The sequence below is a fragment of the Bradyrhizobium sp. UFLA06-24 genome, assembly GCF_054967145.1.
In genome coordinates this window covers 1-22,100 of the sequence record NZ_JADFUE010000024.1, presented here as the reverse complement: position 1 = coordinate 22,100, position 22,100 = coordinate 1, and the positions used below count along the sequence as shown (strand labels likewise).

Genomic DNA, 22,100 nt, shown 5'->3' with positions numbered 1-22,100 from the left:
TTTGTACGACTCACGCTGCACCGCGACACAATGCGGGACACTCGTTAATTGAACCTTCAAATTCTTCGCGCGAGCTCTACGAAGTATCCGCAGGCTCTGCTGATATTATCGGCAGTTGCGCAGACCATTGGCGCAAGGCACGCAGCCGTTTGCAGCTCTCTGCAATGAAGGTGCCGGCGATCACACTCAAGCTATCGCCTGCTGTAGCTTGCCGAGGGCGTTCTCGACCACTTCCAGGGTGTAAGGTTTTTGCACCACCGGTGCCGAGGCCAGATCGAGTGGAATCGGCGCGCGCTCACCATAGCCGGTCGCAAAGATGAAGGGGACACCGAGCTCCTTCAACTTCTGCGCCACCCTGATGCTGCTCTCATTGCCAAGGTTGAGGTCGAGCAACGCAAAGCTCGGACGCGTGCGCGCGAGCGCGCGCAAGGCCTGGTCGACGCTCGCCGCTGTCTCGACATGTCGCGCCCCAAGATCGAGCAGGATGACCTCCGCCGCCATGGCGATGATGAGATTGTCCTCGACGATCAAGGCCGTGTCCGAGATGCGCGGACGGACGGGCTGCTGTTCCTCGACACGCATGGCGGCTCCCGCCATTGACGGCACCAGGTCGACGAAATTAGGCGGGATTACGAACCTCGCCTGGACGCCGAGCAGGTCGAAGCGGATTTCCGCTTCGCCCTTCAGGTCGAACGGGACGGAGCGCTCGATGATCGTAGTGCCGAAGCCGCGGCGCGACGGCGGCTGCACCGGCGGGCCTCCGCTCTCCTTCCACTCAATTTCGAGGCTCGAACTTCGGTCGACCTGCCACACCACCTCGACTTGGCCAGTGGAATCGGCGAGCGCGCCGTATTTGGCCGAATTGGTCATCATCTCGTGGATGACGAGCGCCAGCGTCGCGAATGCCTTGGGATCGAGAGCGACATCCGGGCCAGCGATCTTCACCCGATCCGCGCGTGAGCCGAGATAGGCGCCGGCCTCGGATTCGAGCAGCGTACGTAACGCCACCGGCGCCCAGTTCAGATTGGTGATCTGGTCGTGGGCGCGTGCCAGCGCCTGGATCCGGCCGCCGAGAACGTTGGCGAATTCGTCGATGCTTCGGGCGGTGTCCTTGCTCTGCGCCACCAGCGCGCGAACGAGGCTCAGAATGTTACGGACGCGATGATTGAGCTCGGCAATCATCAGTTCCTGCCGCTCCTGCGCGCCGCGGCGCTCGCGCGCCGCAAGATCGGACAATTGCAGGATCACCTCCAGCAGCGTGACGCGCAGACTTTCAGCGATGCGGATGTCGGCCGCCGACCATGGTTTCGACTGCCCCGCGACCGTCTGCTGCCAGACCTCGAAGCTCTTGCGCGGGGTCAAACGCGAGCCGTTCGGTCCTTCCTCGTAAACTTTTTCGGGGGCGCCAGCCCAGTTGACGGACCGCGTCACCTCGCGACGGAAGAAGATCAGGCAGTCGCGCGGGGTCCTCGAGATCGGAATGGCGAGGAAGCCGGCGGCGCGGTCGCGGAACACCTCGCCGGCCGCATAAAGCTTGGCGATCTCCGCGCTGGCGCAAATGCGTCCCGGCGAGGTTCTGTTGATGAAGGCGACGAGATCCTTCACCTCCTCCTGCGTGGGTGTCTCGCCGTGGAGTGTGACCGCGTTGTCGGACCAGACCGCCACACCATCGCAGGCGATCATCTTCCGGTAATCACCGACAAAATCGACGATCGCCCGCCGACTGTGCTCGTGCGTCGCCGCGATCTCGATCAACCGTTCCTGTATCTTATGGGCATTGGCCTCGTAAGCCGCATCGTCCTCGCGCTCGCGTCCCTCGACGATCCAGGAGAACATCTGCCCGAACAGTTCGGAGGCGGTACGTTTGTCGAACGAAATGTAGCGTGGTGAATAGTGATGGCAGGCGAACAGCCCCCATAGCTTGCCGTCGCGCAGGATCGACACCGACATCGAGGCGGCGACGCCCATATTGCGCAAATACTCGATATGGATCGGCGACACAGAGCGCAGCACGCTCATGGAAAGATCGAGCAGACCGGCATTATGTGCGGCCGTCGAAAGCAGCGCAGCGGGCTTTGCGTTGATGTCGGCAATGATACGTAGCCAATTGCGCTGATAGAGGACACGGGCCTGTTTCGGGATGTCGGACGCTGGGTAGTGCAGGCCCAGAAATTGTTCGAGCCCCGCTTCTGCCGCTTCCGCTATCACCTCGCCCGAACCATCGGGATGAAACTGATAGACCATGACGCGATCGAAGCCGGTCAGCACCTTCAGCTGACGCGCAGCCTCGCGGGCAAGCTCCGTCGTGCCGCGGGCTTTGCGGATGCGTTCCAACATCCGCCGCACCAGTTCGCCGGAATTGACGCCGGGCTCGATGACGCTGGGCTCGGCCTCCACGACGAGATAGGCGCCCGAGAAATGGATCGCGAGATCGTAGAGCGGCCTGCCGAGCTGGATCTCGACGCCAAAAACACGCTCGGTCGAGTCGGGCCCGCCTAGCTGGTCGACGCGGCGGCGGACAGTGTCGATCGCGGCAGCGCAGAAGACCTCGGCAAGCGGCCGTTGCAAGAAGTCGGTAACGTCGCCGCCCAGAAACTCGCCGGCATTGTCCGAGATCATGCAGATCGTGAAATCCGACAGCAGCGCCAGCAGGAATCCGAACGGCTGCACACTCCCTGGAATGTGGATCGGCTCGCGATCGCAATTGGTGAGATTGACCGTCTCGTTCATGAGCGATCTACCGCCCGCTCGAAAGCCGCAAAGGCGCTGCGCGCGGCCTCGATCGCCTCGCCCTCGTCGCAGGACTCCTCGCAGGCAAGCTTCGACAGGAAGCTCTGCCACAGTCGCTTACCGTTCCCGTGGCTGAGATACGCCGTGGCCTCGCGGATGCGCGGATCCGCCGCAGCTGCGACCGCCTTCAACAAAAATTTGGCACCGAGGCGAGAGCCTTCCAGCACGTACATTGTGCCGATGATCCCGCTGGCCGTCAGTGGCCGCACCGAGACAGTGGCGTGCGCAGTCCCGCCAAGCTGATCGAGATCGGCCGCGATCGCGGCACTACGCGTACGCTCCGGCCAGTCCGAAAACATTTTGGCGACGCCCGCATCCACAAGCGCCGCTTCGAGCGGCAACAGCGCGCCCGCGCTGGCCTGAAGGAAACGACGGTAGCCAGACGAGAGGGTGAGATCGAAGGCGGACATCCGAGCATCGAGCTCCCGATGTGCGGTCGCAGTGGCATCTCTCAATCGTTCGCGGAGTCCGGGAAAGTTGCGGCACACCTGTATTGAAACGTCCGAAGCCCCAGCCAGCATAGAATTCCCACGCGCGCGCAAAGCCGGCGCGCAATTGCCCCGGAAGCGAAGGAAATGCCGGCGGAACTCAAAGGTTCCCGCCGAGATTGAAGAAATCAGAGGGCGTGGCTTGGCCGCGCCCTCTGACCTGTCTCCATCGTGAAAGCTTGCCGATCTGGTATTCGCTCTCCGCTCTGGTCACCCCAATGTCCTGAAGCTCCCTCTCGGTCATGGTCGCGAGCTGAGACCGGTCGCGCGACGCTCTTGTTCAAAGGCAGCGTCTCGTGAGCGACCGCTAGGCTCGCGGGACCGTGCCTCGCGGCCGTCGACCCAGCCGGCCGAACACAGCGACGCGGCTCAGCGCGCTCAGCCTTCAGCCCTCACAGCCGCCTGCGGAAACGGGCCGAGCGCCTTCTCGGTCAGCACCGAGTCGCAATACTCGCGGATCTCCTTGATCTTGCCGTTCTCGAACTGGAATACGAGACAGTAATCGTTGTCGTAGCGCACGCCCTTAGGGGTGACGTTGTCGCCCTTGGCCTCCACCACGACTATATCGTCATCGGCGATGAAGCGGTGAGCGATCGTGCGGGTTCGGTCGCGGAGACGAGTGCGCACATAGCCGTGCAGATCGTTCAGGATCGCCTCCTTGCCTGCGAAGGTGCGCGACCAGGAATACTGACCGGTCACGACCCATCTGGCATCGTCGGCAAGGCTTGCGGTGAACAGGGAGCGGTCGCGCACGGCCGGATCGGGGCTGGCGGCGGCGGCAAAGATTTCCTGCATCAGTTTCTTGTTGGCGCTCGTGCTCATGGCGGCATCTCCTGCTAGTGGCAACACGGAGAACATCGCCGCCCGATCGGAATTCTTCAAATCGATAGAGAATATGATATCTATTCATTCTATGAATTTGAATTCGCTCGACCTCAATCTATTGACCGCGCTCGACGCGCTGCTGCGCGAGGCCAATGTCAGCCGGGCCGCCATGCGCATCGGGCTGTCGCAACCGGCCACGAGCCACGCGCTGCAACGCCTGCGCGACATCTTCGGCGATCCGCTGCTGGTCCGCACCGGCGCACGGATGGAGCTGACGCCGCGGGCCCAGGCCCTGCGCGCGCCGCTGGCGCAGGCACTCGACCAGGTGCGCGGACTGCTCGTGCCGGAGGCGTTCGACGCCGCGCGCAGCGAGCGAGCATTCCGGCTGATGATGCCTGACCTCGCCGTCGAGCTGTTGATGCCACCTTTGATGGAGAGGGTGACGCGCTTTGCTCCCAACGTCCGCATCGACGTGGTGCCTTGGCGGGGGCCGGCGATCTTCCACGCCGAGTTCGCCCGCACCATCGATCTCGTGATCTCGATCGGCAACGCCTTCAAGGGCTTTCACCGCCAGCTGCTCTACACCGACAGCGACGCACTGGCGGTCCGGCGCGGCCATCCGCATGCACCGAAGCTGAAGCGGCGGGAGACGTTCCTCGCCGCACGCCATCTCGGCGTGATCATCCGCGGCAATGCTGAGGATCTGATCGACACCTGGCTGCGATCCAAGGGTATCGAGCGGCATATCTCACTCGTGGTGCCTGGCTATCTCGAGGCCCTGCACGTCGCCGCCCGCACCGACCTCGTCGCCTTCGTGCCACGCCGGTTGATCGCGGCACTGTCGAAACAGCTCGGGCTTGTGACGGTGACGCCGCCGCTCGATCCCGGGATCGACGAGCAGTTCATGTTCTACCCGACGCGGGCGCAGATGGACCCGGGCTCGATCTGGTTGCGGCGACTGATGCTGGAGACGGGGCGGGAGTTGGAGAGGAAGGGCCGTAGGGTGGATTAGCCGAAGGCGTAATCCACCGCTGTTTGTCTCCGCGGAAACGGAAGTTGGCGGGTTACGTCCTGCAGATGCGCGAAACGCATCTGCAGGACCAACCCACCCTACGAAGCCGACGTCCTCAGGCCTTCTGCGCGGCCATCACCTTTGCTACGGCGGGCCGGTCGGACATGCGCTTGAAATGATCGGCGATCTTCGGCGTGGCGTTGATGTCGACGCTGTCGCCTTCGAGCCAGGTCGAGAGCGTGTAGAGATAGGGATCGCAGACCGTGAACTGGTCGCCCATCACCCACGGTCCCCTGAACATCCTCTGTTCGATCAGCTTGAAGCAGGCGGCCATGGTCTTCGGCACCATCGCCTTCATGTCGGCGAACGAGCTTTCTTGCGTCGCCCAGCGCGCGCCGCGCATCTTGTGGGCATGGTTGATGTGCACGGTCGAGCAGAGATAGGAGTTGAACGACTGCACTTGCGCGAAGTCGAAGGCATCGTCGAGCGGCGCGAGCTTCGCCTTGGGGAAGACTTGCGCGAGGTAGGCCAGCATCGCCGGCGTCTCTGTCAGGACACCGCGATCGGTGACCAGCGCCGGGACGCGGCCCTTCGGGTTGATGGCGAGATAATCCGGGCTGTTCTGCTGGTTGTCCTTGAAGCTCAGCCGTTCGGCCGTGTAGTCGGCGCCGGCCTCCTCGAGGGTGATGTAGGTGGCGAGAGCGCAGGTGCCGGTGGCGTAGTAGAGCTTGAGCATGTCGGACCTCATGGGAAACCCGGAAATTAACGACTGCCGGTCCCGGCGTCCATAGCACGGCATTCTCCGGTGTTGTTACTCTTCGCAGTTGCCCACGGCCGGCCCGCTGTGCCAAGACGCCTGCAATTGGAGGGGCTTTCTCATGACGGTACTCATCGCCGGCGGCGGCATCGGCGGGTTGACGCTTGCGCTCAGCCTGCATCAGATCGGCGTTCCCGTAAAAGTGTTCGAGAGCGTTGCGGAACTGAAGCCGCTCGGCGTCGGCATCAACGTGCTGCCACATGCGGTGCGCGAGCTGATCGAGCTCGGGCTGCTGGACAAGCTGGACGCCAGCGGCGTGCGCACCCGCGAGCTCGCCTATTTCTCCAAGCACGGCAAACCGATCTGGAGCGAGCCGCGCGGGCTCGAGGCCGGCTACAAATGGCCGCAATTCTCGATTCATCGCGGCACGCTGCAGCAGATCCTGCTCGACGCCGCGATCGAGCGGCTGGGCCGCGACAACATCCTCACCAGCCATCATCTGACCGGCTGGAGCGAGACGGCGGCCGGCGTTAGGGCCGACTTCGTCGACAGGGCGACCGGCAAGGCCGCGGGGACTTACGAAGGCGCGATCATGATCGCCGCCGACGGAATCCATTCCGCCGCGCGAGAAAAGCTCTATCCCAACGAGGGCCCCCCGATCTGGAACGGCCGCATCCTCTGGCGCGGCGTGACACCGGCAAAGGCCTTCCTCACCGGCCGCACCATGATCATGGCGGGCCACGAGATCCTGAAATTCGTCTGCTATCCGATCTCGAAGGAGCCGGACGCGAACGGCAACCACCTGATCAACTGGGTCGCCGAGCGCCATATGCCGCCGACCTATCAATGGCGACGCGAGGACTATAACCGCACCGCCCGGCTGGAAGAGTTCTTGCCGTGGTTCGAGAGCTGGACATTCGACTGGCTCGACGTGCCCGGCCTGATCAGGAACTGCCCGCACGCCTACGAATATCCGCTGGTGGACCGCGATCCGGTGTCGCAATGGACTTTTGGCAAGGTCACGCTGATGGGGGACGCCGCGCACCCGATGTACCCGATCGGCTCGAACGGCGCTTCGCAGGCGATCCTCGATGCTCGAACCATCACGCGCGAGATCCTGAGGCATGGCCCGACGACGGAGGCGCTGCTCGCCTATGAAGCCGAGCGGCGGCCGGCGACCACCGACCTCGTGCTGCTCAACCGCAAGAACGGCCCCGAGCAGGTCATGCAACTCGTCGAGGAGCGCGCGCCTGACGGGTACAAGGTCGTCACAGACGTGCTGTCGCAGCAGGAGCTGGAAGACATCGCCGCGAATTACAAGCGCGTGGCGGGGTTCCAGGTCGAGGCGCTGAATGCGAAGCCGCCGATCGTGAGCAAGGACGCGCGCGCGAGTTAGCCAACAATGGAGCCGCAGGCTCCCTCCTTCACCTAGCCCGCCTGCGGGGAGAGGTCCGATTGCATCGAAGATGCAATCCGGGTGAGGGGGTACAGGTCTCACGGTCACCTCGCGCGTTGAGAGAGGCCCCTCACCCCACCCTCTCCTCGTAAGAACGGGGCGAGGGAGTGATAGAGCGGCGCCCGCCTCACTTCACCACCCTCGCCGCCTCCAGCAGGCGCTCGCTCGCGCTCGCCGTCGCCAGCACGGTGCCATCCTCGGCAATCAGCTTCGCCTCGACGAACGCAATGGTCTTGCCGAGCTGTCTCACCTTCGCTTCGCCGATGATCGGTCCCGGCTTCGCGGGCGCCAGGAAATTCACGGTCATGCTGATCGTCGTGGTGTAGAGCCGACCTTCGCTCATCACCAGCACGGCCGGCCCCATGCTGTCGTCGAGCATCGCGGAGAGCATGCCGCCCTGGATGAATCCTGCGGGATTGCAGAACTCAGGCTTGCCTTCGAAGCCGAGCTTGATCCAGCCCTCTTCTGGGCGGGCATCGAGCAGCCGCCATCCGAGCAGCTCGGCACAGGGCGGTCTCTTGAAGTTGTCGAGCGCGGTCTTGATCATTGGCAGCCTCCATATCGCACCCGATAGCGCGACCCAGCTGCCAGCGTGCTGTCAGGAGGATGGGCCCGACGGCAGATTCAGCGCATGCGCGATCACCTTGCGCATGACGTTGGGCAGCGCCTCGTCGGCCAGGGTTGCGATCGGCACCCAGCGCATGCCCGCGGGCGCGCGCGTGCGGGGTTGGGCCTTCGCGGTGTAGACCACAAGCTCCAGCGGGAAATGCGTGAAGACGTGATTGACGACGCCGACCTTGCGCTGCCAGCGCGACAACCCCTTTAAGTCAGGCGCCTGCTGTCTTGCGGTCGCATCCTCCTGGCCGGCGAGCCAGTTCGAGCCCGGCACCTCGGTCATGCCGCCGAGCAGTCCCTTTTCCGGTCTTGAGCGGACCAGCAGCTCGTCGCCGCGCGTGACGACGAAGGCGGCGCCGCGCCGCAACGCTCCGCCCTTCTTCGGCGCCTTGCGCGGAAACGTCTCCTGCGTGCCGAGCGTGCGGGCCTTGCAATCCTCGTTCAATGGGCACAGCGAGCAGGCCGGCTTCTTCGGCGTGCAGATCGAGGCGCCCAGATCCATCAACGCCTGTGCGCTGTCGCCGGCGCGAGAGTTAGCCAGCAGCGTCGCCGCCAGCTGCTGGATCAGCGGCTTCGCCTGCGGCAGCTCCTCCTCCACCGCAAACAGGCGCGACACCACGCGCTCGATATTGCCGTCGACGGGCATGGTGTGGCGATCGAACGCGATCGCCGCGATCGCAGCCGCCGTGTAGGGCCCGATGCCCGGCAGCGCCCGCAGGCCCTCCTCCGTGTCGGGGAAGACGCCGCCATGCTGGCGCGTCACCGCAACGGCGCAGGCATGGAGATTGCGTGCGCGCGAGTAATAGCCGAGCCCGGCCCACATCCGCAGCACGTCATCCTGCGAGGCGTTCCCCAACGCCGTGACCTCGGGCCAGCGCGCGACGAACTTTTCGAAATACGGCCCCACCGCCTTCACCGTGGTCTGCTGCAGCATGATCTCCGACAGCCAGACGCGATACGGATCGGATGTCTCTCCGGGCGCAGCCCGCCAGGGCAGCCTGCGGCGATGGCGGTCGTACCAGGCGAGCAGAGCGATCGGACGCGACACGGTCTCCGACTGACCGGGTTCCGATTTCGCCTTCAGGGCAGATTTGGGGCTCATGCTCTTACTGTAGCGGCAACGTGCCGGCCTCTCCACGTCAGGCGCGCGCCCGTCGCGGGCATCCACGTCTTTCTTCGCCGCGAGAAGTCTGTGGCCCACCCGCCGAAATGCTATAAGGCCCCATGGCCAAATTCCCTCCCAAACCCGGCCCCATCAGCGCCAAGCCGCTCGGGATCCTGCTCGACGACGTCTTTGCCGAGGCCTATGCCAAGCAGGGGTTTGCGGCGCGCGAGCTGGTGACGCGGTGGCCGCAGATCGCGGGGGCTGAGATCGCCGCTCATGCCGAGCCTCTGAAGATGCAGTGGCCACGGCCGGTCGAGGGCCAGCCGCAGGAGCCGGCAACGCTGGTGCTGCGGGTCGAGGGGCCGATGGCGCTGGAGATCCAGCACTCGGCCGACGTGATCCTGGAGCGGGTCAACCGCTTCTTCGGCTGGGGCGCGGTCGGCAAGCTCGCCTTCCGCCAGGCTCCCCTCTCGCGCCCCCGGGCCCGAAAGCGGCCCGGGCCGCCGGACCCCAAGGCCGTTGCCAAGGTCGCAGAAGGCCTGGGCGCGATCGAAGATGAAGAGCTCAAGTCGGCACTGGCGCGGCTCGGGGCCGCCATCAAGCGAAATTGAGCCTTATTCCGCTGCCAATCTGAACCTGTCCTTGCCGCTCGCCATTGCCTCAAACCACGTTTCAAGCTAGCGACAGGCCGTCCGGGGGGAACTCGGGCAAAGACCAGCCAATCCGGGAGCCGACCTTGATCATCACCCGCCGCGCCTTCACCACGATGCTGTCGCTGACCGGGCTTGCCGCGCTCGCCGGGTTCTCGCCGCTGCGGTTCATCTCAGAGGCCATGGCGCAGTCCGCCGCTGATGTGGCGAAGCCCGTGTCGCTCCCCGACATGGCGCTGGGTCCGAAGGACGCCGCCGTCACCATCACCGAATACGCCTCCATGACCTGCCCGCATTGCGCGGCCTTCAACGAGCAGGTCTTCCCCAAGATCAAGTCGGAATACATCGACACCGGCAAGGTGCGGTACATCTTCCGCGAGTTCCCACTCGACATCAAAGCCGCCGCCGGCTCGATGCTGTCGCGCTGCATCGCCAAGGATGACGCGGCGAAGTACTTCGCCGTCACCGACATGCTGTTCCGGCAGCAGAACGACTGGGTGGTGAAGAACACCACGGAGACGCTGACGCGGATCGGCAAGCAGGCCGGCCTCACCCAGCAGCAGGTCGAGACCTGTCTGAAGGACCAGGCCCTGCTCGACAAGATCGCCGCCGACCAGAAATATGCCAGCGACGTGCTGAAGGTCGATTCCACGCCGACCTTCTTCATCAACGGCGAGAAGATCAAGGGCGAGGCCTCGTTCGAGGAGTTCGCCAAGAAGATCAATCCGCTGCTGAAGAGCTGATTCGCTCGTCAAGATCCTGATTCGCATCTCAAAAGCCGTAGCTTTCCCGGCATAAATCCCTTGGGAAAAGCGGCTTTCGCAGGTTGCCCTCACGGCGCACCGCGGCCATTGTCCGCCGCATGAGGCGCCCCGCGCGACTCGCCCAGACAGCGACATTGCCTTTCCATGGTATTGTCCCGGCAGGGGGATTCGCGCCTGCCAACAGAGATGCGTGCTTATGAAAATCACCCGCCTGCGCCTTCACGGCTTCAAGTCCTTCGTTGAGCCCACGGACTTCGTCATCGAGCCCGGCCTCACCGGCGTGGTCGGGCCCAACGGTTGCGGCAAGTCGAACCTCGTCGAAGCGCTGCGCTGGGCGATGGGCGAGACCTCGTACAAGAGCTTGCGCGCCGCCGACATGGACGCGGTGATCTTCGCCGGCTCCGGCAACCGTCCTGCGCGCAACCACGCCGAAGTGACGATGACGATCGACAATGCCGATCGCACCGCGCCTGCGGCGATGAACGACAGCCAGATTCTGGAAATCTCCCGCCGCATCGAGCGCGAAGCCGGTTCGGTCTACCGCATCAACGGCCGCGACGTGCGCGCCCGCGACGTGCAGATCCTGTTCGCGGACGCAGCCACCGGCGCGCGCTCGCCGGCTCTCGTCCACCAGGGCAAGATCGGCGAGATCATCCAGGCCAAGCCCGAGCAACGCCGCCGCGTGCTGGAAGACGCCGCCGGCGTCGCCGGTCTGCACGCCCGCCGCCACGAGGCCGAGCTGCGGCTGAAGGCGGCCGAGACCAACCTCACCCGCGTCGAGGATGTGATCGGCCAGCTCGCAGGGCAAATGGAAGGCCTGAAGAAGCAGGCCCGCCAGGCCGTGCGCTACCGCGAGGTCGCCGCCAAGGTCCGCAAGGCCGAAGCCACGCTGTTCCACCTGCGCTGGATCGGCGCCCATGCCGATGTCAACGAATCCGGCCAGACTCACGATCTTGCCGTCCGCGAGATGGCCGAGCGGACCCAGCACCAAGCCGAAGCCGCCCGCATCCAGGCGATTCGCGCCGCCGAGATGCCGGCGCTGCGCGATGCCGAGGCGCGCGCCGCGGCCGGGCTGCAGCGCCTGACCAATGCCCGCGAGCAGCTCGACCGCGAGGAGGAGCGCGCCAAGGAGCGCGTCGCCGAGCTTGAGCGCCGCCTCGCCCAGTTCGAGGGCGACATTTCCCGTGCCCAGCAGCAAACCATGGACGCCGACGTCGCGCTGCAGCGGCTCGACACCGAAGACGCCGAGCTGAAGGAAGAGATCAAGTCGCGCGTCGAGAAGCGTTCCGGCGTCGACGAGCGCGTCGCCGAAGCCGAGGCGGTGCTGACCGAGACCGAGCAGCAATTCGCCGAGCTCACCACCGCGCTCGCCGACCTCACGGCCAAGCGCAACCAGCTCGAAGCCAACGTCCGCACTCATCGCGACAAGCTCGCCCGGCTCGACCAGGAGATCGCGAACGTCGCGGCGGAAGAGCAGAAGCTCGCAGCCGAGACCGGCGGCTTCGGCGATCTCGACGAGCTGACCGCGGCGGTCGAGACGGCCGAGCAGACGCTGGCCGCTTCCGAAGCCGCGGCGCAGGCGAGCGAAGCTGCGCATGTTGCCGCCCGCCAGACGCTGGAGGCCTCGCGCTCGCCGCTGGTCGAAGCCGACAAGCGCGCACAGCGGCTCGAAACCGAAGCGCGCACGATCTCCAAGATCCTCAATGGCGAGACCAAGAATCTGTGGCCGCCGATCATCGACGGCATCACCGTCGACAAGGGTTTTGAGAAGGCGATCGGCGCCGCTCTCGGCGACGATCTCGATGCACCGATCGACCCGTCCGCGCCGATGCGCTGGACCAATGTCGGACACGCCGAAGGCGATCCGGAGCTGCCGGAAGGCGTCACCCCGCTCGCCAATCACGTTCAGGCGCCTGCCGAGCTGACGCGCCGCCTGGCGCAGATCGGCGTGGTGCCACGCGAGCGCGGCGCCGAGCTGGTCTCGCAGCTCAAGACCGGCCAGCGGCTGGTCTCGCCCGAAGGCGACGTCTGGCGCTGGGACGGCTTCGTCGCCGCCGCGCACGCCCCGACGGGCGCGGCCCGGCGCCTCGCCGAACGCGCCCGGCTCGTCGACATCGAGAACGAGCTGGAGCAGGCCCGCATCGACGCGCAGATCAAGCGCCAGGCGCTGGAGAATGCCGAGTCCGAATTGCAGATGGCGGCCAACACCGAAGGCGCCAGCCGCGAAGCCTGGCGCGCCGCGCAGCGCGAGCTGAACGTCGCGCGCGAGCGCCATGCCACAGCGGAGCGTGAGATCAGCCGCCACGCCGCGCGCAAGGCGACGCTGTCGGAAGCGCACAGCCGTCTCGCCGCCGACCGCGCCGAGGCCGAAGCCGCCTACGAATATGCCGAGGCGGGCATCAGCGAGCTGCCGTCGAGCGAGGACACCGAGACCCGCCTCGCCGCCGTCCGCAGCGACATCGAAAACCATCGCCGCATCGCCGCCCAGGTCCGCGCCGAAGCGCAGGCACTGGCGCGCGAGGCCGAGCTTGCCGACCGGCGCGTGCAGGCGATCCTCGCCGAGCGCACCGAGTGGCAGAACCGCAAGGAGAGCGCGGCCTCCCACATCGACACCATCCAGGCCCGTATCGCCGAGCTCACGATCGAGCGCAGCGAGCTCGAAAACGCGCCGGCCGTGTTCGCCGAGAAGCGCAGCGCGCTGATCACCGAGATCGAGTACGCGGAGAACGACCGCCGCATGGCCGCCGACGCGCTCGCCACCGCGGAAAGCGCGATGGCCGAGACCGACCGCGTCGCCAAGCTGACGCTGGAAGCGCTGTCCAGTGCCCGCGAGGCCACCGCCCGCGCCGAGGAGCGCATGGAAGGCGCGCGGCGCCGGCTCGAGGACATCGAGCGCGAGATCCGCGACATGCTCGAGGTCGAGCCGCAGGCCGTCGCCGGCCTTGCCGAGATCGAGCCCGGCACCGCGCTGCCGCCGCTGCACGACATCGAGGAAGACCTCGAAAAGATGCGCCGAGACCGCGAGCGCCTCGGCGCCGTCAATTTGCGCGCCGAGGAAGAGCTGCGCGAGGTCGAGACACAGCACACCGGCCTGGTCACCGAGCGCGATGACCTGGTCGAGGCCATCAAGCGGCTGCGCCAGGGCATCCAGAGTCTCAACAAGGAAGCGCGCGAGCGGCTCCTGACCTCGTTCGAGATCGTCAACAACCACTTCAAGCGCCTGTTCGTCGAGCTGTTCGGCGGTGGCGAGGCGGCGCTGCACCTGATCGAGAGCGACGACCCGTTGGAAGCCGGTCTCGAAATCATTGCCAAGCCCCCGGGCAAGAAGCCGCAGACGCTGTCGCTGCTCTCGGGCGGCGAGCAGGCGCTGACCGCGATGGCGCTGATCTTCGCGGTGTTCCTGACCAATCCCTCGCCGATCTGCGTGCTGGACGAAGTCGACGCGCCGCTCGACGACCACAACGTCGAACGGTACTGCAACCTCCTGCACGAAATGACCGGCTCGACCGACACGCGCTTCATCATCATCACGCACAATCCGATCACGATGGCGCGGATGAACCGGCTGTTCGGCGTCACCATGGCCGAGCGCGGCGTCTCGCAACTCGTGTCGGTGAGCCTGGCCGAGGCGGTGGACATCCTCGACCAGAACGTGGCGTGATATAGCGACCGTTCCGCACCCATTGACGTCATCATCCGCGAAGGCGGATGATCCAGTACGCCGCGGCTTCTCGGTTGACGGCACTGTCTCGGAGTACTGGATGCCCCGCCGTCGCGGGGCATGACTGCGGATGATGATAGCGCCCACACTCCCGCCTGAACTGAAAGCGGCCCTCGACGCCAGGCTCCAGGGCTTTTCGCGCACCGACGCGGCGCAGCGTTCGCAGAAGATCTCGACCACCTACCGCGCGGGCGGCGGCTCCGGCACGATCAAGTCGGAAGCCGATGCACTCGCCTATGCGCTGGCGCGCATGCCGGCCACCTATGCCGCCGTGGCCGCAAGCCTGAGCGCCTTCATCGAAATTGCACCGGACTTCGCCCCGGAAACGTTGCTCGACGTCGGCGCAGGCCCGGGCACCGCAAGCTGGGCGGCCGCAGAGGCATTCTCCTCGCTGCAAGATTTCACCCTGCTCGATGCCAATGCGACGCTGAGCCGGCTCGCGCTCGAACTGGCGCGCGACAGCTCGCGCCTCTCCGACTGCCGCTACTTACCGGGCGACGCCGCCACCAACCTTGCCGAAGTCGCGCAAGCCGATCTCGTCATAGCCAGCTACGTCATCGGCGAGCTCAGTGAGGGCGACCAGCGCAGGCTGGCGGAGACGATGTGGGCGAAGGCGCGCCAGGCGCTGGTCGTGATCGAGCCCGGCACGCCCTCCGGCTATCTCCGCATCCTCGCGCTGCGCCGGCAATTGATCGCGGCCGGCGCCTATGTCGCCGCCCCCTGCCCGCACGAAAAGCCCTGCCCGCTGGTTGCGCCCGACTGGTGCCATTTCAACCAGCGCCTGCCGCGCTCGCAAGCGCACCGCCAGATCAAGGGCGCCGAGGTGCCGTTCGAGGACGAGCGCTTCATCTACCTCGCCCTGACCCGCATGCCGCCCGCAACCCGCGCCGCGCGCGTGCTGGCGCCGCCTGACGTCGGCAAGGCCGAAATCACGGCCAAGCTCTGCACCGAGGACGGCCTCGAACTCGCGAAGGTGCCGCGGCGTGACAAAGCCGCCTATGCAGGCGCCCGGCGCTGGCGCTGGGGCGATGCCGTTCTGTCCGAAAGTTAACCCCATCAGGCACTTTTCCCATTGAACTCGGATGGCGCCCGATCCGACCAAGTCTTACCTTCTCTCCGCGGGGCTCTTCCCGGCCTCGTTTTGGTTTACGCTGTCCGCCTCAATTCCCTTCAGGAGTTTTCCATGTCGACCGGCTGGATCGTTCTCGGCATCATCGTCGTCCTCGTGCTGTTCGCCTTCAGCGCCTATAACCGGCTGGTGGCGTTGAGCCAGCGCGTCGGCCAGGCCTTTGCCGATGTCGACGTCCAGCTCAAGCAGCGTCATGACCTGATTCCGAACCTGGTCGAAACGGTGAAAGGCTATGCCTCGCACGAGCGCGGCACGCTGGACGACGTCATCAAGGCGCGCAATTCGGCGATGTCGGCGCAGGGGCCGGCGCAGGTGTCCGCAGCCGAGACCCAGCTGTCGGGCGCGCTCGGCCGCTTGATCGCGCTGTCGGAAGCCTATCCCGACCTCAAGGCCAACGCCAATTTCCAGCAGCTCGCATCCGAGCTGTCCGATCTCGAGAACAAGATCGCGGCGAGCCGGCGCTTCTTCAACAACGCGGTCCAGGAATACAACACCGGCATCCAGCAGATGCCCGCCGCACTGTTCGCCGGCATGTTCGGCTTTACCAGGAAGGACTTTTTCGATCTCGGCACCAGCCGCACCGAGGTCGAAGCTGCGCCCCAGGTGAAATTCTGATCTGAGCGAAAAGGCCGGCAGGGCAGCGCGTCATGGCCGCGTATGGTCTCTACACGCACATCGCCTCGAACAAGTTTCGTTCGATGCTGCTGCTCGCCGGTCTGTTCGCGCTGGTCTATGTGCTGGTCTTTGCCGGCGCGCTGGTCGCCGAGGTCGTCATCAACGGCAACGGCACCGTCACCTATTATCTGAACCAGGCTTTCGCCGACCTGCTCAAGGCCGCCCCCTTCGCGACGATCGCGGCGGCGGCCTGGATCGTCATCGCCTATTTCTTCCACCAGTCGATGATCGACGCGGTCACCGGCGGCCACGACGTCACCAGGCAGGAGGAGCCACGGCTCTACAACCTGCTCGAAAATCTCTGCATCTCGCGCGGCATCATCATGCCGAAGCTGAAGATCATGGAGAGCCCGGCGCTGAACGCGTTCGCGACCGGGCTCAATCCCAGGCAGTATTCGATCACCGTCACCACCGGCCTCCTCGACGCCCTGGACGACCAGGAGATCGAGGCGGTGCTGGGCCACGAGCTGACCCACATCAAGAACGGCGACGTGCAGCTGATGGTGGTCGCCGTCATCATCGCCGGCGTCGTGGGCTTCTTCGGCGAATTGTTCTTCCGCCTGTTCACCAATCTGAGCTGGAATTCCGGCGGCTCGTGGTCGTCGGGCTCCTCCTCGTCACGGTCGTCCTCGTCATCGAGCGACAGCAAGAATTCCGGTGGCGGCGCGGTGATCGTGATCATCATCGCGGTCGTGCTGATCGTGGTGGCATGGCTGATGTCGCAGGTCGTCAAGCTGGCGCTGTCCCGCTCGCGCGAATATCTCGCCGATGCCGGCTCGGTCGAGCTGACGAAAAACCCGGATGCAATGATCTCGGCGTTGCGCAAGATCGAGGGCCGCGGCGAATTGCCGGACGCGACCTCCGCGGTGATGGAGCTCTGCGTCGACAATCCTCGCGAGGGGTTTGCCGATCTGTTTGCAACCCATCCCTCGGTACAGTCCCGCGTCGACGCGCTGGTCAAATTCGCCGGCGGCCACGATCCCGGCCCGCTGCCGCTGCCGCTGCCAGCCGACGAGACGGAACAGTCCGCCCCGGACGAGCCGGAGGCGCAGGGCCAGCAGCAGGACGCCCCTCCGCCGCTTCCACAGGGACCGTGGAATGATGCGGGCAGCCGAGCCACGCCATCGTCCATCCCCGCCCCCGGCGCATCCGGAACCGCAGGAGGCAATCCCTTGGGCCCGATAGGCAATCCCATGGGCCCGTGGGGCCGCCACTGAGCGCGCGATCTGCCTTTGTCTTGAGCCGATTTCGCAGCGATCCGGAAAAACTTCGGGAATTGCAGCTACGGGCTGCCGAGGAATTGAATTCTCCCTTGTTTCTGCCATGTTCGCGCCCAACAGCAGACTCGGGACACCGATTTGGGGCCTGGCCGATTGCGACCTCGCGATCGGGGGCGCGCGTTAGGGGACAGCGATGGCAAAGCCGGCAGTGGTTGTGGTGGGCGCAGACAAGGGCGGGGTCGGCAAGACCACGGTATCGCGTACCCTGCTCGATTATTTTTCCGCCAACAACGTGCCGACGCGCGCGTTCGACACGGAGTCGCCGCGGGGAACGCTGAAGCGCTTCCACCCCGAGATCACCGAAATCGTCGATATGACGACGACAGCCGATCAGATGAAGATCTTCGATACGCTCAACGCCGTGAGCCCGTCGGTGACCGTGATCGACGTTCGCGCCGGCCTGCTCTCGCCCGCACTGGCCTCGCTGCGCGACATCGGCTTCCTCGATGCGGCCAAAGCCGGGCAGATCACCTTCGCCGTGTTCCACATTCTCGGCCCCTCGATCGCCTCGCTCGAGGAGATCGCGGAGACGGCCGGCTTCATGGGCGGCGCAAAATATTTCCTGGTGAAGAACTTCATCAACGATACCCAGTTCTTCCAGTGGGACCAGGCCACCTACAATTCCTACTTCCACCGCATCAAGGACGCGACCGAGCTGACCATCCCGAAGCTCAACGAAATGGCCTATGAGCAGGTCGAGGTCTCCTCCGTCCCGTTCCTGAAATTCGTCGCCAACAAGGGCATCAACGACGAAGCCGCGAACTATTCCTTCGTGTTGCGCGGCTATGTCCGGCACTGGCTGGCCAATGTCTGGAGCGAGTACGACCGCATCCGCCTGACCGACATCGTCGGTTCGAAGCCGGTGACCCGCAACAGCGAAAAATAGTTGCGAAGGCCGGGCTGATACGGCTGGATTGGGCGCAAAGTTGGCCTGATATAGCTGTCGATGTCCGCGACACCTCTCTACATCATCTGCTCGCCCCGCCCGCAGGTCGGCAAGACCCTGCTGGCGCGGCTGCTTGCCGAATTCCTGCTGCTCAAGAACGGCAACGTCGCGGCCTTCGACGTCAATCTGAAGGAGCCGTCGCTGCTCGATTACCTGCCGCGGGTCACCGAAACGGCTGATGTGATCGACACCTACGGCAAGATGCAGCTGATGGACCGGGTCATCATCGATGACGGGCTCGCCAAGGTCATCGACCTCGGCTTCCACGCCTTCGACGAGTTCTTCAAGATGACCGACGAGATCGGCCTGCTCAAGGAGGCCGCGCGGCGGCATGTCGCGCCACAGATCCTGTTCATGGCCGACACCGACCGGGTCTCGGCTCGCGCTCATGAGATGCTGCGCCAGCAGATCCCGCGGATGAACCTCATCACCATCGACAACGAGTTCGTCATCCGCGGCGAGTTGCCGCCCGCGATGGAAGGCGGTCGCCTGTTCCGCCTGCCGGCGCTCCCCGGCTTCCTCAAGACCTATATCGATCGCCTGAACTTCTCCTTCACCGGCTATCTGCGCCACGAGAAGGATTCCTCGACCGAGCTGCACCAGTGGATCCGGCGGAATTACCTCGCCTTCCGCGAGCTCGAGCTTAGCCTGATCCTGCAGCGGTCCTGAATATTTCATCCGGGTAATATTGACGCCGAGCGTCTGTGCCGCTACTGAGGCTGCGCAACAGCGTCCTCAGCAAGGCCCCTCCCGTGAACACCGACCGCAAAGCAGCCATCGCCGCGTACAAGGAGCGGAAGACCATCGCTGGCATCTATGTCGTGCGCTGCGCCGCCTCGGGCGAGGCCTGGGTCGGCCAGGCTCCGAACCTCGAGACCATCCAGAACCGCATCTGGTTCACCCTGCGCCAGGGCGGCCATCCCTGCCGCAGCCTGCAGGCCGCCTGGAACACGCATGGCGAAGCCGGCCTGACGTTCGACGAATGCGAGCGTCTGGAGGATGAGGAAAGTACCTATGTCAGGAACGCGCTGCTGAAGGAGCGCGTGCAGCATTGGCGGGCCGAATTGAAAGCCGAGGCGATCTAGAGATGGCCGCGACCTCAATGCCCCTCGAACGTCATCAGCGTGCGCACCGGCACGTCCATGGCGCGCAGCTTGGCCGCACCGCCGAGCTCGGGCAGGTCGATGATGAAGCAGGCAGCGACCACATTGGCGCCGATCTGGCGCAGCAGCTTCACCGCGCCCTCGGCGGTGCCTCCGGTGGCGATGAGATCGTCGACCAGGATGACGCGCTCGCCGGGTTGAATGGCGTCGATATGCATCTCCATCTCGTCAATGCCGTATTCGAGCGAGTAGGCGATCCGCACGGTGGTATGCGGCAGCTTACCCTTCTTGCGGATCGGCACGAAGCCGGCCGAGAGCTGATGCGCCACGGCGCCGCCGACGATGAAGCCGCGCGCTTCCATGCCGGCGACCTTGTCGATCTTATTGCCGGCCCAGGGATTGACGAGCTCGTCGACCGCGCGGCGGAAGGCGCGCGCATCGGCGAGCAAGGTCGTGATGTCGCGGAACATGATCCCCGGCTTCGGGTAGTCGGAGATGGTGCGGACGCTCGCCTTGATATCGTGATCAAAGGTCATTGGTGCCTCTCAATTGACCGGTGCGTCCAGCCGGAACGCATTTTCAACAATACGCAATCCCACTTCGTTGCCGAGCGACATCAGTGATTCCGGGTGAAATTGCACGCCGGCGACCGGCAGGGTCTTGTGCTCCAGCGCCATGGCAACACCGTCCTCGGTGCTGGCGGTGACGCTGAGCACCTCGGGCATACTCTCCCGCTCGACGAAGAGCGAGTGATAGCGGCCGATGACGATCTCGTTCGGCAGGTTGCGCATCAGGCGCCCGCCGCGCACCTGCACCCGCGACGGCCGGCCGTGGGCGGGATGGGTGAGCTGACCGAGCTCGCCGCCGAAATATTCGCCGATCGCCTGCACTCCGAGACAGACGCCGAACACCGGCAGCTTGTTCTCCAGCGCCGCATCAATCGTCTTCTTGATCCCGAAATCTTCCGGTCGGCCCGGGCCGGGCGACAGCACCAGCAAATCCCACCTCTTCTGCTTGAGCATGTCGAGCGCATGCACATAGCGGACCACGGTGACGCTGGCGCCGACCTGACGGAAGTAATCGGCGAGCATGTGCACGAAGCTGTCGTCGTGGTCGATCAGCAACACCCGCTTGCCTGAGCCGGTCGCGTCAGGCGCAAAGCTCGACAGCGGCTTCGGCGGATCGCCGCGCAGCGCCTGGAACAGCGCCGCGGCCTTGACCTGGCACTCGCGGTCTTCCGCCGCGGGATCAGAGTCGAACAGGCAGGTGGCGCCGACGCGGACCTCGGCGAGACCATCCTTCATGCGGATGGTGCGGATGGTGAGGCCGGTGTTGATGCTGCCGTCGAAATTCACCGCACCGATCGCACCCGCGTACCAACGCCGCGGCGAGCGCTCGTGATCCTCGACGAACTGCATCGCCCAGAGTTTTGGCGCACCTGTGACGGTGACGGCCCAGGCATGGGTCAGGAAGGCATCGAGCGCGTCGAAGCCGGGGCGCAGCATGCCTTCAACATGGTCGACGGTGTGGAACAGCTTTGAATAGGTCTCGATCTGCCGCCGCGCCAGCACCTTGATCGTGCCGGGCACGCAGACGCGCGCCTTGTCGTTGCGATCGACGTCGGTGCACATGTTGAGCTCGAACTCGTCCTTCTCCGAGTTCAGGAGCTGGCGGATCTGCTCGGCATCGCCGATCGCGTCGCTGCCGCGCGCGATCGTGCCCGAGATCGGGCAAGTCTCGACCCGGCGTCCGTCGGACCGCACGAACATTTCGGGCGAGGCGGAGACGAGGAATTCGCCCTCGCCGAGATTCATCAGCGCGCCATAAGGCGACGGGTTGATGACGCAGAGCCGCTGGAAGACCTCAGCCGGCGAGCGCTCGCAGGGTTCGGCGAAGAGCTGGCCTGGTACCGCTTCGAACAGATCGCCGCGGGCGAAGGCCGCGCGCGCGGTCTCGACTGTCGCCTGATATTCGCCGGGCGCGTGATCGGCAAAGCCCTGGCGTCCCGTTTTCACATAGGGGCTCTCGGCCGTCTCGCGCAGCAGGCCTTCAGTCGATCGGCCCTTCCACGCGAAATCGTAAGAGAGCACCACGCCACGCCCCGTGGCGCGGTCATAGGCCAGCAGACGATCGGGGACGTAAAGCACGATGTCGCGCTGGTCTTGCTCGCGCGGGCGCTTCTGGACGAGATCCTCGATCTGGAACACGAGATCATAGGCGAAAGCACCAAACAGACCGAGCAGCCCGTCGTCATTGGCAGAGAAGGCGGCAACGATGTCGCGCACCAACGACATCACGCTGGCACGCCGCGTGCGCTGGTCTTCCTCCACGGGCGCATCGCCGCGGATGATGTGACCGGCAAGCCGCGTGGGGGTTTTCTGCGCGATCACGACGCAGGGCTCGCGCAGGACGTCCGCAAGGAAGGCGATCAGCACCTGCCCGCGATCGTTGAGCGCTTCCAGCTTGAAATTGACGCCTGATGTCTCGAGCTTGAGCGGCGGATCGGAGAAGCCGAGATCGAAGCTTTCGTAGCGGCCCGGAACGGTCGTCCCCGAGGAGAGCACCACGCCGCGGCGGCGGTCGAGCAGATTGATGAGATCGTCGAGCCGGTCGGCGTGACCGGTGAACTGCTCGGCCACGCGGGCGATCGCAAGACCCCCGCGGGTGACGTAGTCGCTTTTGGGCGGAAGAGCAAAGACTGTCCTGTTCATGGGGTCCTCTTACGAAACTTGCCGAGGGAACGCCACACAGGACAAACGATCAGGCCGCCGCGCTGTGCTGGCG

Annotated in this window: 19 protein-coding genes and 1 pseudogene; 11 read left to right on the top strand and 9 right to left on the bottom strand. The window is 65.2% G+C overall.

Going from position 1 to position 22,100, the window contains the following annotated elements; translation table 11 throughout:
• Nucleotides 1-186: 186 nt before the first annotated feature.
• The 4 genes and pseudogenes from IF809_RS20265 to IF809_RS20250 all read right to left on the bottom strand — a co-directional run bounded on the left by IF809_RS20265 (nucleotide 187) and on the right by IF809_RS20250 (nucleotide 4,100).
• Entirely contained in the window at nucleotides 187-2,730 is a 2,544-nt protein-coding gene (locus IF809_RS20265) for an HWE histidine kinase domain-containing protein (RefSeq protein ID WP_128967834.1), read from the bottom strand.
• Nucleotides 2,727-3,200: a biliverdin-producing heme oxygenase gene (locus IF809_RS20260; protein ID WP_347339906.1), complete on the bottom strand. Its 474-nt coding sequence runs from the start codon at nucleotides 3,198-3,200 to the stop codon at nucleotides 2,727-2,729. The genes IF809_RS20265 and IF809_RS20260 overlap by 4 nt, the downstream gene beginning before the upstream one ends.
• 178 nt (nucleotides 3,201-3,378) lie before the next feature.
• Nucleotides 3,379-3,543 (bottom strand): annotated as a pseudogene (locus tag IF809_RS20255) (YjiS-like domain-containing protein); the annotation flags it as partial.
• A 113-nt stretch (nucleotides 3,544-3,656) separates the two neighbouring features.
• A complete protein-coding gene (locus tag IF809_RS20250; protein ID WP_128967835.1) occupies nucleotides 3,657-4,100 on the bottom strand; it encodes a nuclear transport factor 2 family protein in 444 nt (147 codons plus the stop codon).
• A gap of 91 nt (nucleotides 4,101-4,191) precedes the next feature.
• On the opposite strand from IF809_RS20250, the gene IF809_RS20245 reads away from it, so the two are divergent.
• Nucleotides 4,192-5,115 carry a LysR family transcriptional regulator gene (locus IF809_RS20245; RefSeq protein WP_128967836.1) on the top strand — a complete coding sequence of 308 codons (924 nt, stop codon included), beginning with the start codon at nucleotides 4,192-4,194 and terminating at the stop codon, nucleotides 5,113-5,115.
• A 115-nt stretch (nucleotides 5,116-5,230) separates the two neighbouring features.
• Here the strand turns inward: IF809_RS20245 and IF809_RS20240 are convergent, their stop codons facing one another.
• A complete protein-coding gene (locus tag IF809_RS20240) occupies nucleotides 5,231-5,851 on the bottom strand; it encodes a glutathione S-transferase family protein (protein WP_128967837.1) in 621 nt (206 codons plus the stop codon).
• Nucleotides 5,852-5,993: 142 nt separating this feature from the next.
• Here IF809_RS20240 and IF809_RS20235 point away from each other — a divergent pair, with 142 nt between their 5' ends.
• Nucleotides 5,994-7,268, top strand: a complete 1,275-nt coding sequence (locus tag IF809_RS20235) for a flavin-dependent oxidoreductase (RefSeq protein WP_128967838.1) — start codon at nucleotides 5,994-5,996, stop codon at nucleotides 7,266-7,268.
• A 187-nt stretch (nucleotides 7,269-7,455) separates the two neighbouring features.
• Here the strand turns inward: IF809_RS20235 and IF809_RS20230 are convergent, their stop codons facing one another.
• Together IF809_RS20230 and mutY are read right to left on the bottom strand one after the other, a co-directional pair.
• On the bottom strand, nucleotides 7,456-7,875 hold the full coding sequence (locus IF809_RS20230) for a PaaI family thioesterase (protein WP_128967839.1): 420 nt from the start codon (nucleotides 7,873-7,875) through the stop codon (nucleotides 7,456-7,458).
• A 51-nt stretch (nucleotides 7,876-7,926) separates the two neighbouring features.
• Nucleotides 7,927-9,045 (bottom strand): A/G-specific adenine glycosylase, encoded by a 1,119-nt coding sequence (mutY, locus tag IF809_RS20225; protein ID WP_164938835.1) that lies wholly within the window; start codon nucleotides 9,043-9,045, stop codon nucleotides 7,927-7,929.
• 122 nt (nucleotides 9,046-9,167) lie between these two features.
• Between mutY and IF809_RS20220 the strand changes: the two genes are divergently transcribed.
• The 9 genes from IF809_RS20220 (at nucleotide 9,168) to IF809_RS20180 (ending at nucleotide 19,298) form a co-directional block, all read left to right on the top strand.
• Nucleotides 9,168-9,659 (top strand): DUF721 domain-containing protein, encoded by a 492-nt coding sequence (locus IF809_RS20220; RefSeq protein ID WP_128967841.1) that lies wholly within the window; start codon nucleotides 9,168-9,170, stop codon nucleotides 9,657-9,659.
• Between the two features lie 125 nt (nucleotides 9,660-9,784).
• Complete coding sequence (locus IF809_RS20215; RefSeq protein ID WP_128967842.1) at nucleotides 9,785-10,441, top strand: DsbA family protein; 657 nt, start codon at nucleotides 9,785-9,787, stop codon at nucleotides 10,439-10,441.
• 217 nt (nucleotides 10,442-10,658) lie between these two features.
• Nucleotides 10,659-14,123: a chromosome segregation protein SMC gene (smc, locus tag IF809_RS20210; RefSeq protein ID WP_128967843.1), complete on the top strand. Its 3,465-nt coding sequence runs from the start codon at nucleotides 10,659-10,661 to the stop codon at nucleotides 14,121-14,123.
• A gap of 130 nt (nucleotides 14,124-14,253) precedes the next feature.
• On the top strand, nucleotides 14,254-15,234 hold the full coding sequence (locus tag IF809_RS20205) for a small ribosomal subunit Rsm22 family protein (RefSeq protein WP_128967844.1): 981 nt from the start codon (nucleotides 14,254-14,256) through the stop codon (nucleotides 15,232-15,234).
• A 132-nt stretch (nucleotides 15,235-15,366) separates the two neighbouring features.
• Complete coding sequence (locus IF809_RS20200) at nucleotides 15,367-15,927, top strand: LemA family protein (protein ID WP_128967845.1); 561 nt, start codon at nucleotides 15,367-15,369, stop codon at nucleotides 15,925-15,927.
• A 32-nt stretch (nucleotides 15,928-15,959) separates the two neighbouring features.
• On the top strand, nucleotides 15,960-17,204 hold the full coding sequence (locus IF809_RS20195; protein WP_128967846.1) for a M48 family metallopeptidase: 1,245 nt from the start codon (nucleotides 15,960-15,962) through the stop codon (nucleotides 17,202-17,204).
• Between the two features lie 196 nt (nucleotides 17,205-17,400).
• Entirely contained in the window at nucleotides 17,401-18,153 is a 753-nt protein-coding gene (locus IF809_RS20190) for a P-loop NTPase family protein (protein ID WP_128967847.1), read from the top strand.
• 60 nt (nucleotides 18,154-18,213) lie between these two features.
• Entirely contained in the window at nucleotides 18,214-18,882 is a 669-nt protein-coding gene (locus tag IF809_RS20185) for a P-loop NTPase family protein (protein WP_128967848.1), read from the top strand.
• Nucleotides 18,883-18,965: 83 nt separating this feature from the next.
• Complete coding sequence (locus tag IF809_RS20180) at nucleotides 18,966-19,298, top strand: GIY-YIG nuclease family protein (protein WP_128967849.1); 333 nt, start codon at nucleotides 18,966-18,968, stop codon at nucleotides 19,296-19,298.
• A gap of 14 nt (nucleotides 19,299-19,312) precedes the next feature.
• On the opposite strand, the gene IF809_RS20175 is transcribed toward IF809_RS20180, so the two are convergent.
• A complete protein-coding gene (locus IF809_RS20175; protein ID WP_128967850.1) occupies nucleotides 19,313-19,852 on the bottom strand; it encodes an adenine phosphoribosyltransferase in 540 nt (179 codons plus the stop codon).
• A gap of 9 nt (nucleotides 19,853-19,861) precedes the next feature.
• Nucleotides 19,862-22,027 (bottom strand): anthranilate synthase component I, encoded by a 2,166-nt coding sequence (locus IF809_RS20170; protein WP_128967851.1) that lies wholly within the window; start codon nucleotides 22,025-22,027, stop codon nucleotides 19,862-19,864.
• Nucleotides 22,028-22,100 lie beyond the last annotated feature (73 nt).

Excerpts from the sequence above, each read along its gene's own strand:
- IF809_RS20265 (WP_128967834.1), bottom strand. The coding sequence starts at position 2,730 with ATGAACGAGACGGTCAATCTCACCAATTGCGATCGCGAGCCGATCCAC.
- IF809_RS20260 (WP_347339906.1), bottom strand. The coding sequence starts at position 3,200 with ATGTCCGCCTTCGATCTCACCCTCTCGTCTGGCTACCGTCGTTTCCTT.
- IF809_RS20250 (WP_128967835.1), bottom strand. The coding sequence starts at position 4,100 with ATGAGCACGAGCGCCAACAAGAAACTGATGCAGGAAATCTTTGCCGCC.
- IF809_RS20245 (WP_128967836.1), top strand. The coding sequence starts at position 4,192 with ATGAATTTGAATTCGCTCGACCTCAATCTATTGACCGCGCTCGACGCG.
- IF809_RS20240 (WP_128967837.1), bottom strand. The coding sequence starts at position 5,851 with ATGCTCAAGCTCTACTACGCCACCGGCACCTGCGCTCTCGCCACCTAC.
- IF809_RS20235 (WP_128967838.1), top strand. The coding sequence starts at position 5,994 with ATGACGGTACTCATCGCCGGCGGCGGCATCGGCGGGTTGACGCTTGCG.
- IF809_RS20230 (WP_128967839.1), bottom strand. The coding sequence starts at position 7,875 with ATGATCAAGACCGCGCTCGACAACTTCAAGAGACCGCCCTGTGCCGAG.
- mutY (WP_164938835.1), bottom strand. The coding sequence starts at position 9,045 with ATGAGCCCCAAATCTGCCCTGAAGGCGAAATCGGAACCCGGTCAGTCG.
- IF809_RS20220 (WP_128967841.1), top strand. The coding sequence starts at position 9,168 with ATGGCCAAATTCCCTCCCAAACCCGGCCCCATCAGCGCCAAGCCGCTC.
- smc (WP_128967843.1), top strand. The coding sequence starts at position 10,659 with ATGAAAATCACCCGCCTGCGCCTTCACGGCTTCAAGTCCTTCGTTGAG.
- IF809_RS20205 (WP_128967844.1), top strand. The coding sequence starts at position 14,254 with ATGATGATAGCGCCCACACTCCCGCCTGAACTGAAAGCGGCCCTCGAC.
- IF809_RS20200 (WP_128967845.1), top strand. The coding sequence starts at position 15,367 with ATGTCGACCGGCTGGATCGTTCTCGGCATCATCGTCGTCCTCGTGCTG.
- IF809_RS20195 (WP_128967846.1), top strand. The coding sequence starts at position 15,960 with ATGGCCGCGTATGGTCTCTACACGCACATCGCCTCGAACAAGTTTCGT.
- IF809_RS20190 (WP_128967847.1), top strand. The coding sequence starts at position 17,401 with ATGGCAAAGCCGGCAGTGGTTGTGGTGGGCGCAGACAAGGGCGGGGTC.
- IF809_RS20185 (WP_128967848.1), top strand. The coding sequence starts at position 18,214 with ATGTCCGCGACACCTCTCTACATCATCTGCTCGCCCCGCCCGCAGGTC.
- IF809_RS20175 (WP_128967850.1), bottom strand. The coding sequence starts at position 19,852 with ATGACCTTTGATCACGATATCAAGGCGAGCGTCCGCACCATCTCCGAC.
- IF809_RS20170 (WP_128967851.1), bottom strand. The coding sequence starts at position 22,027 with ATGAACAGGACAGTCTTTGCTCTTCCGCCCAAAAGCGACTACGTCACC.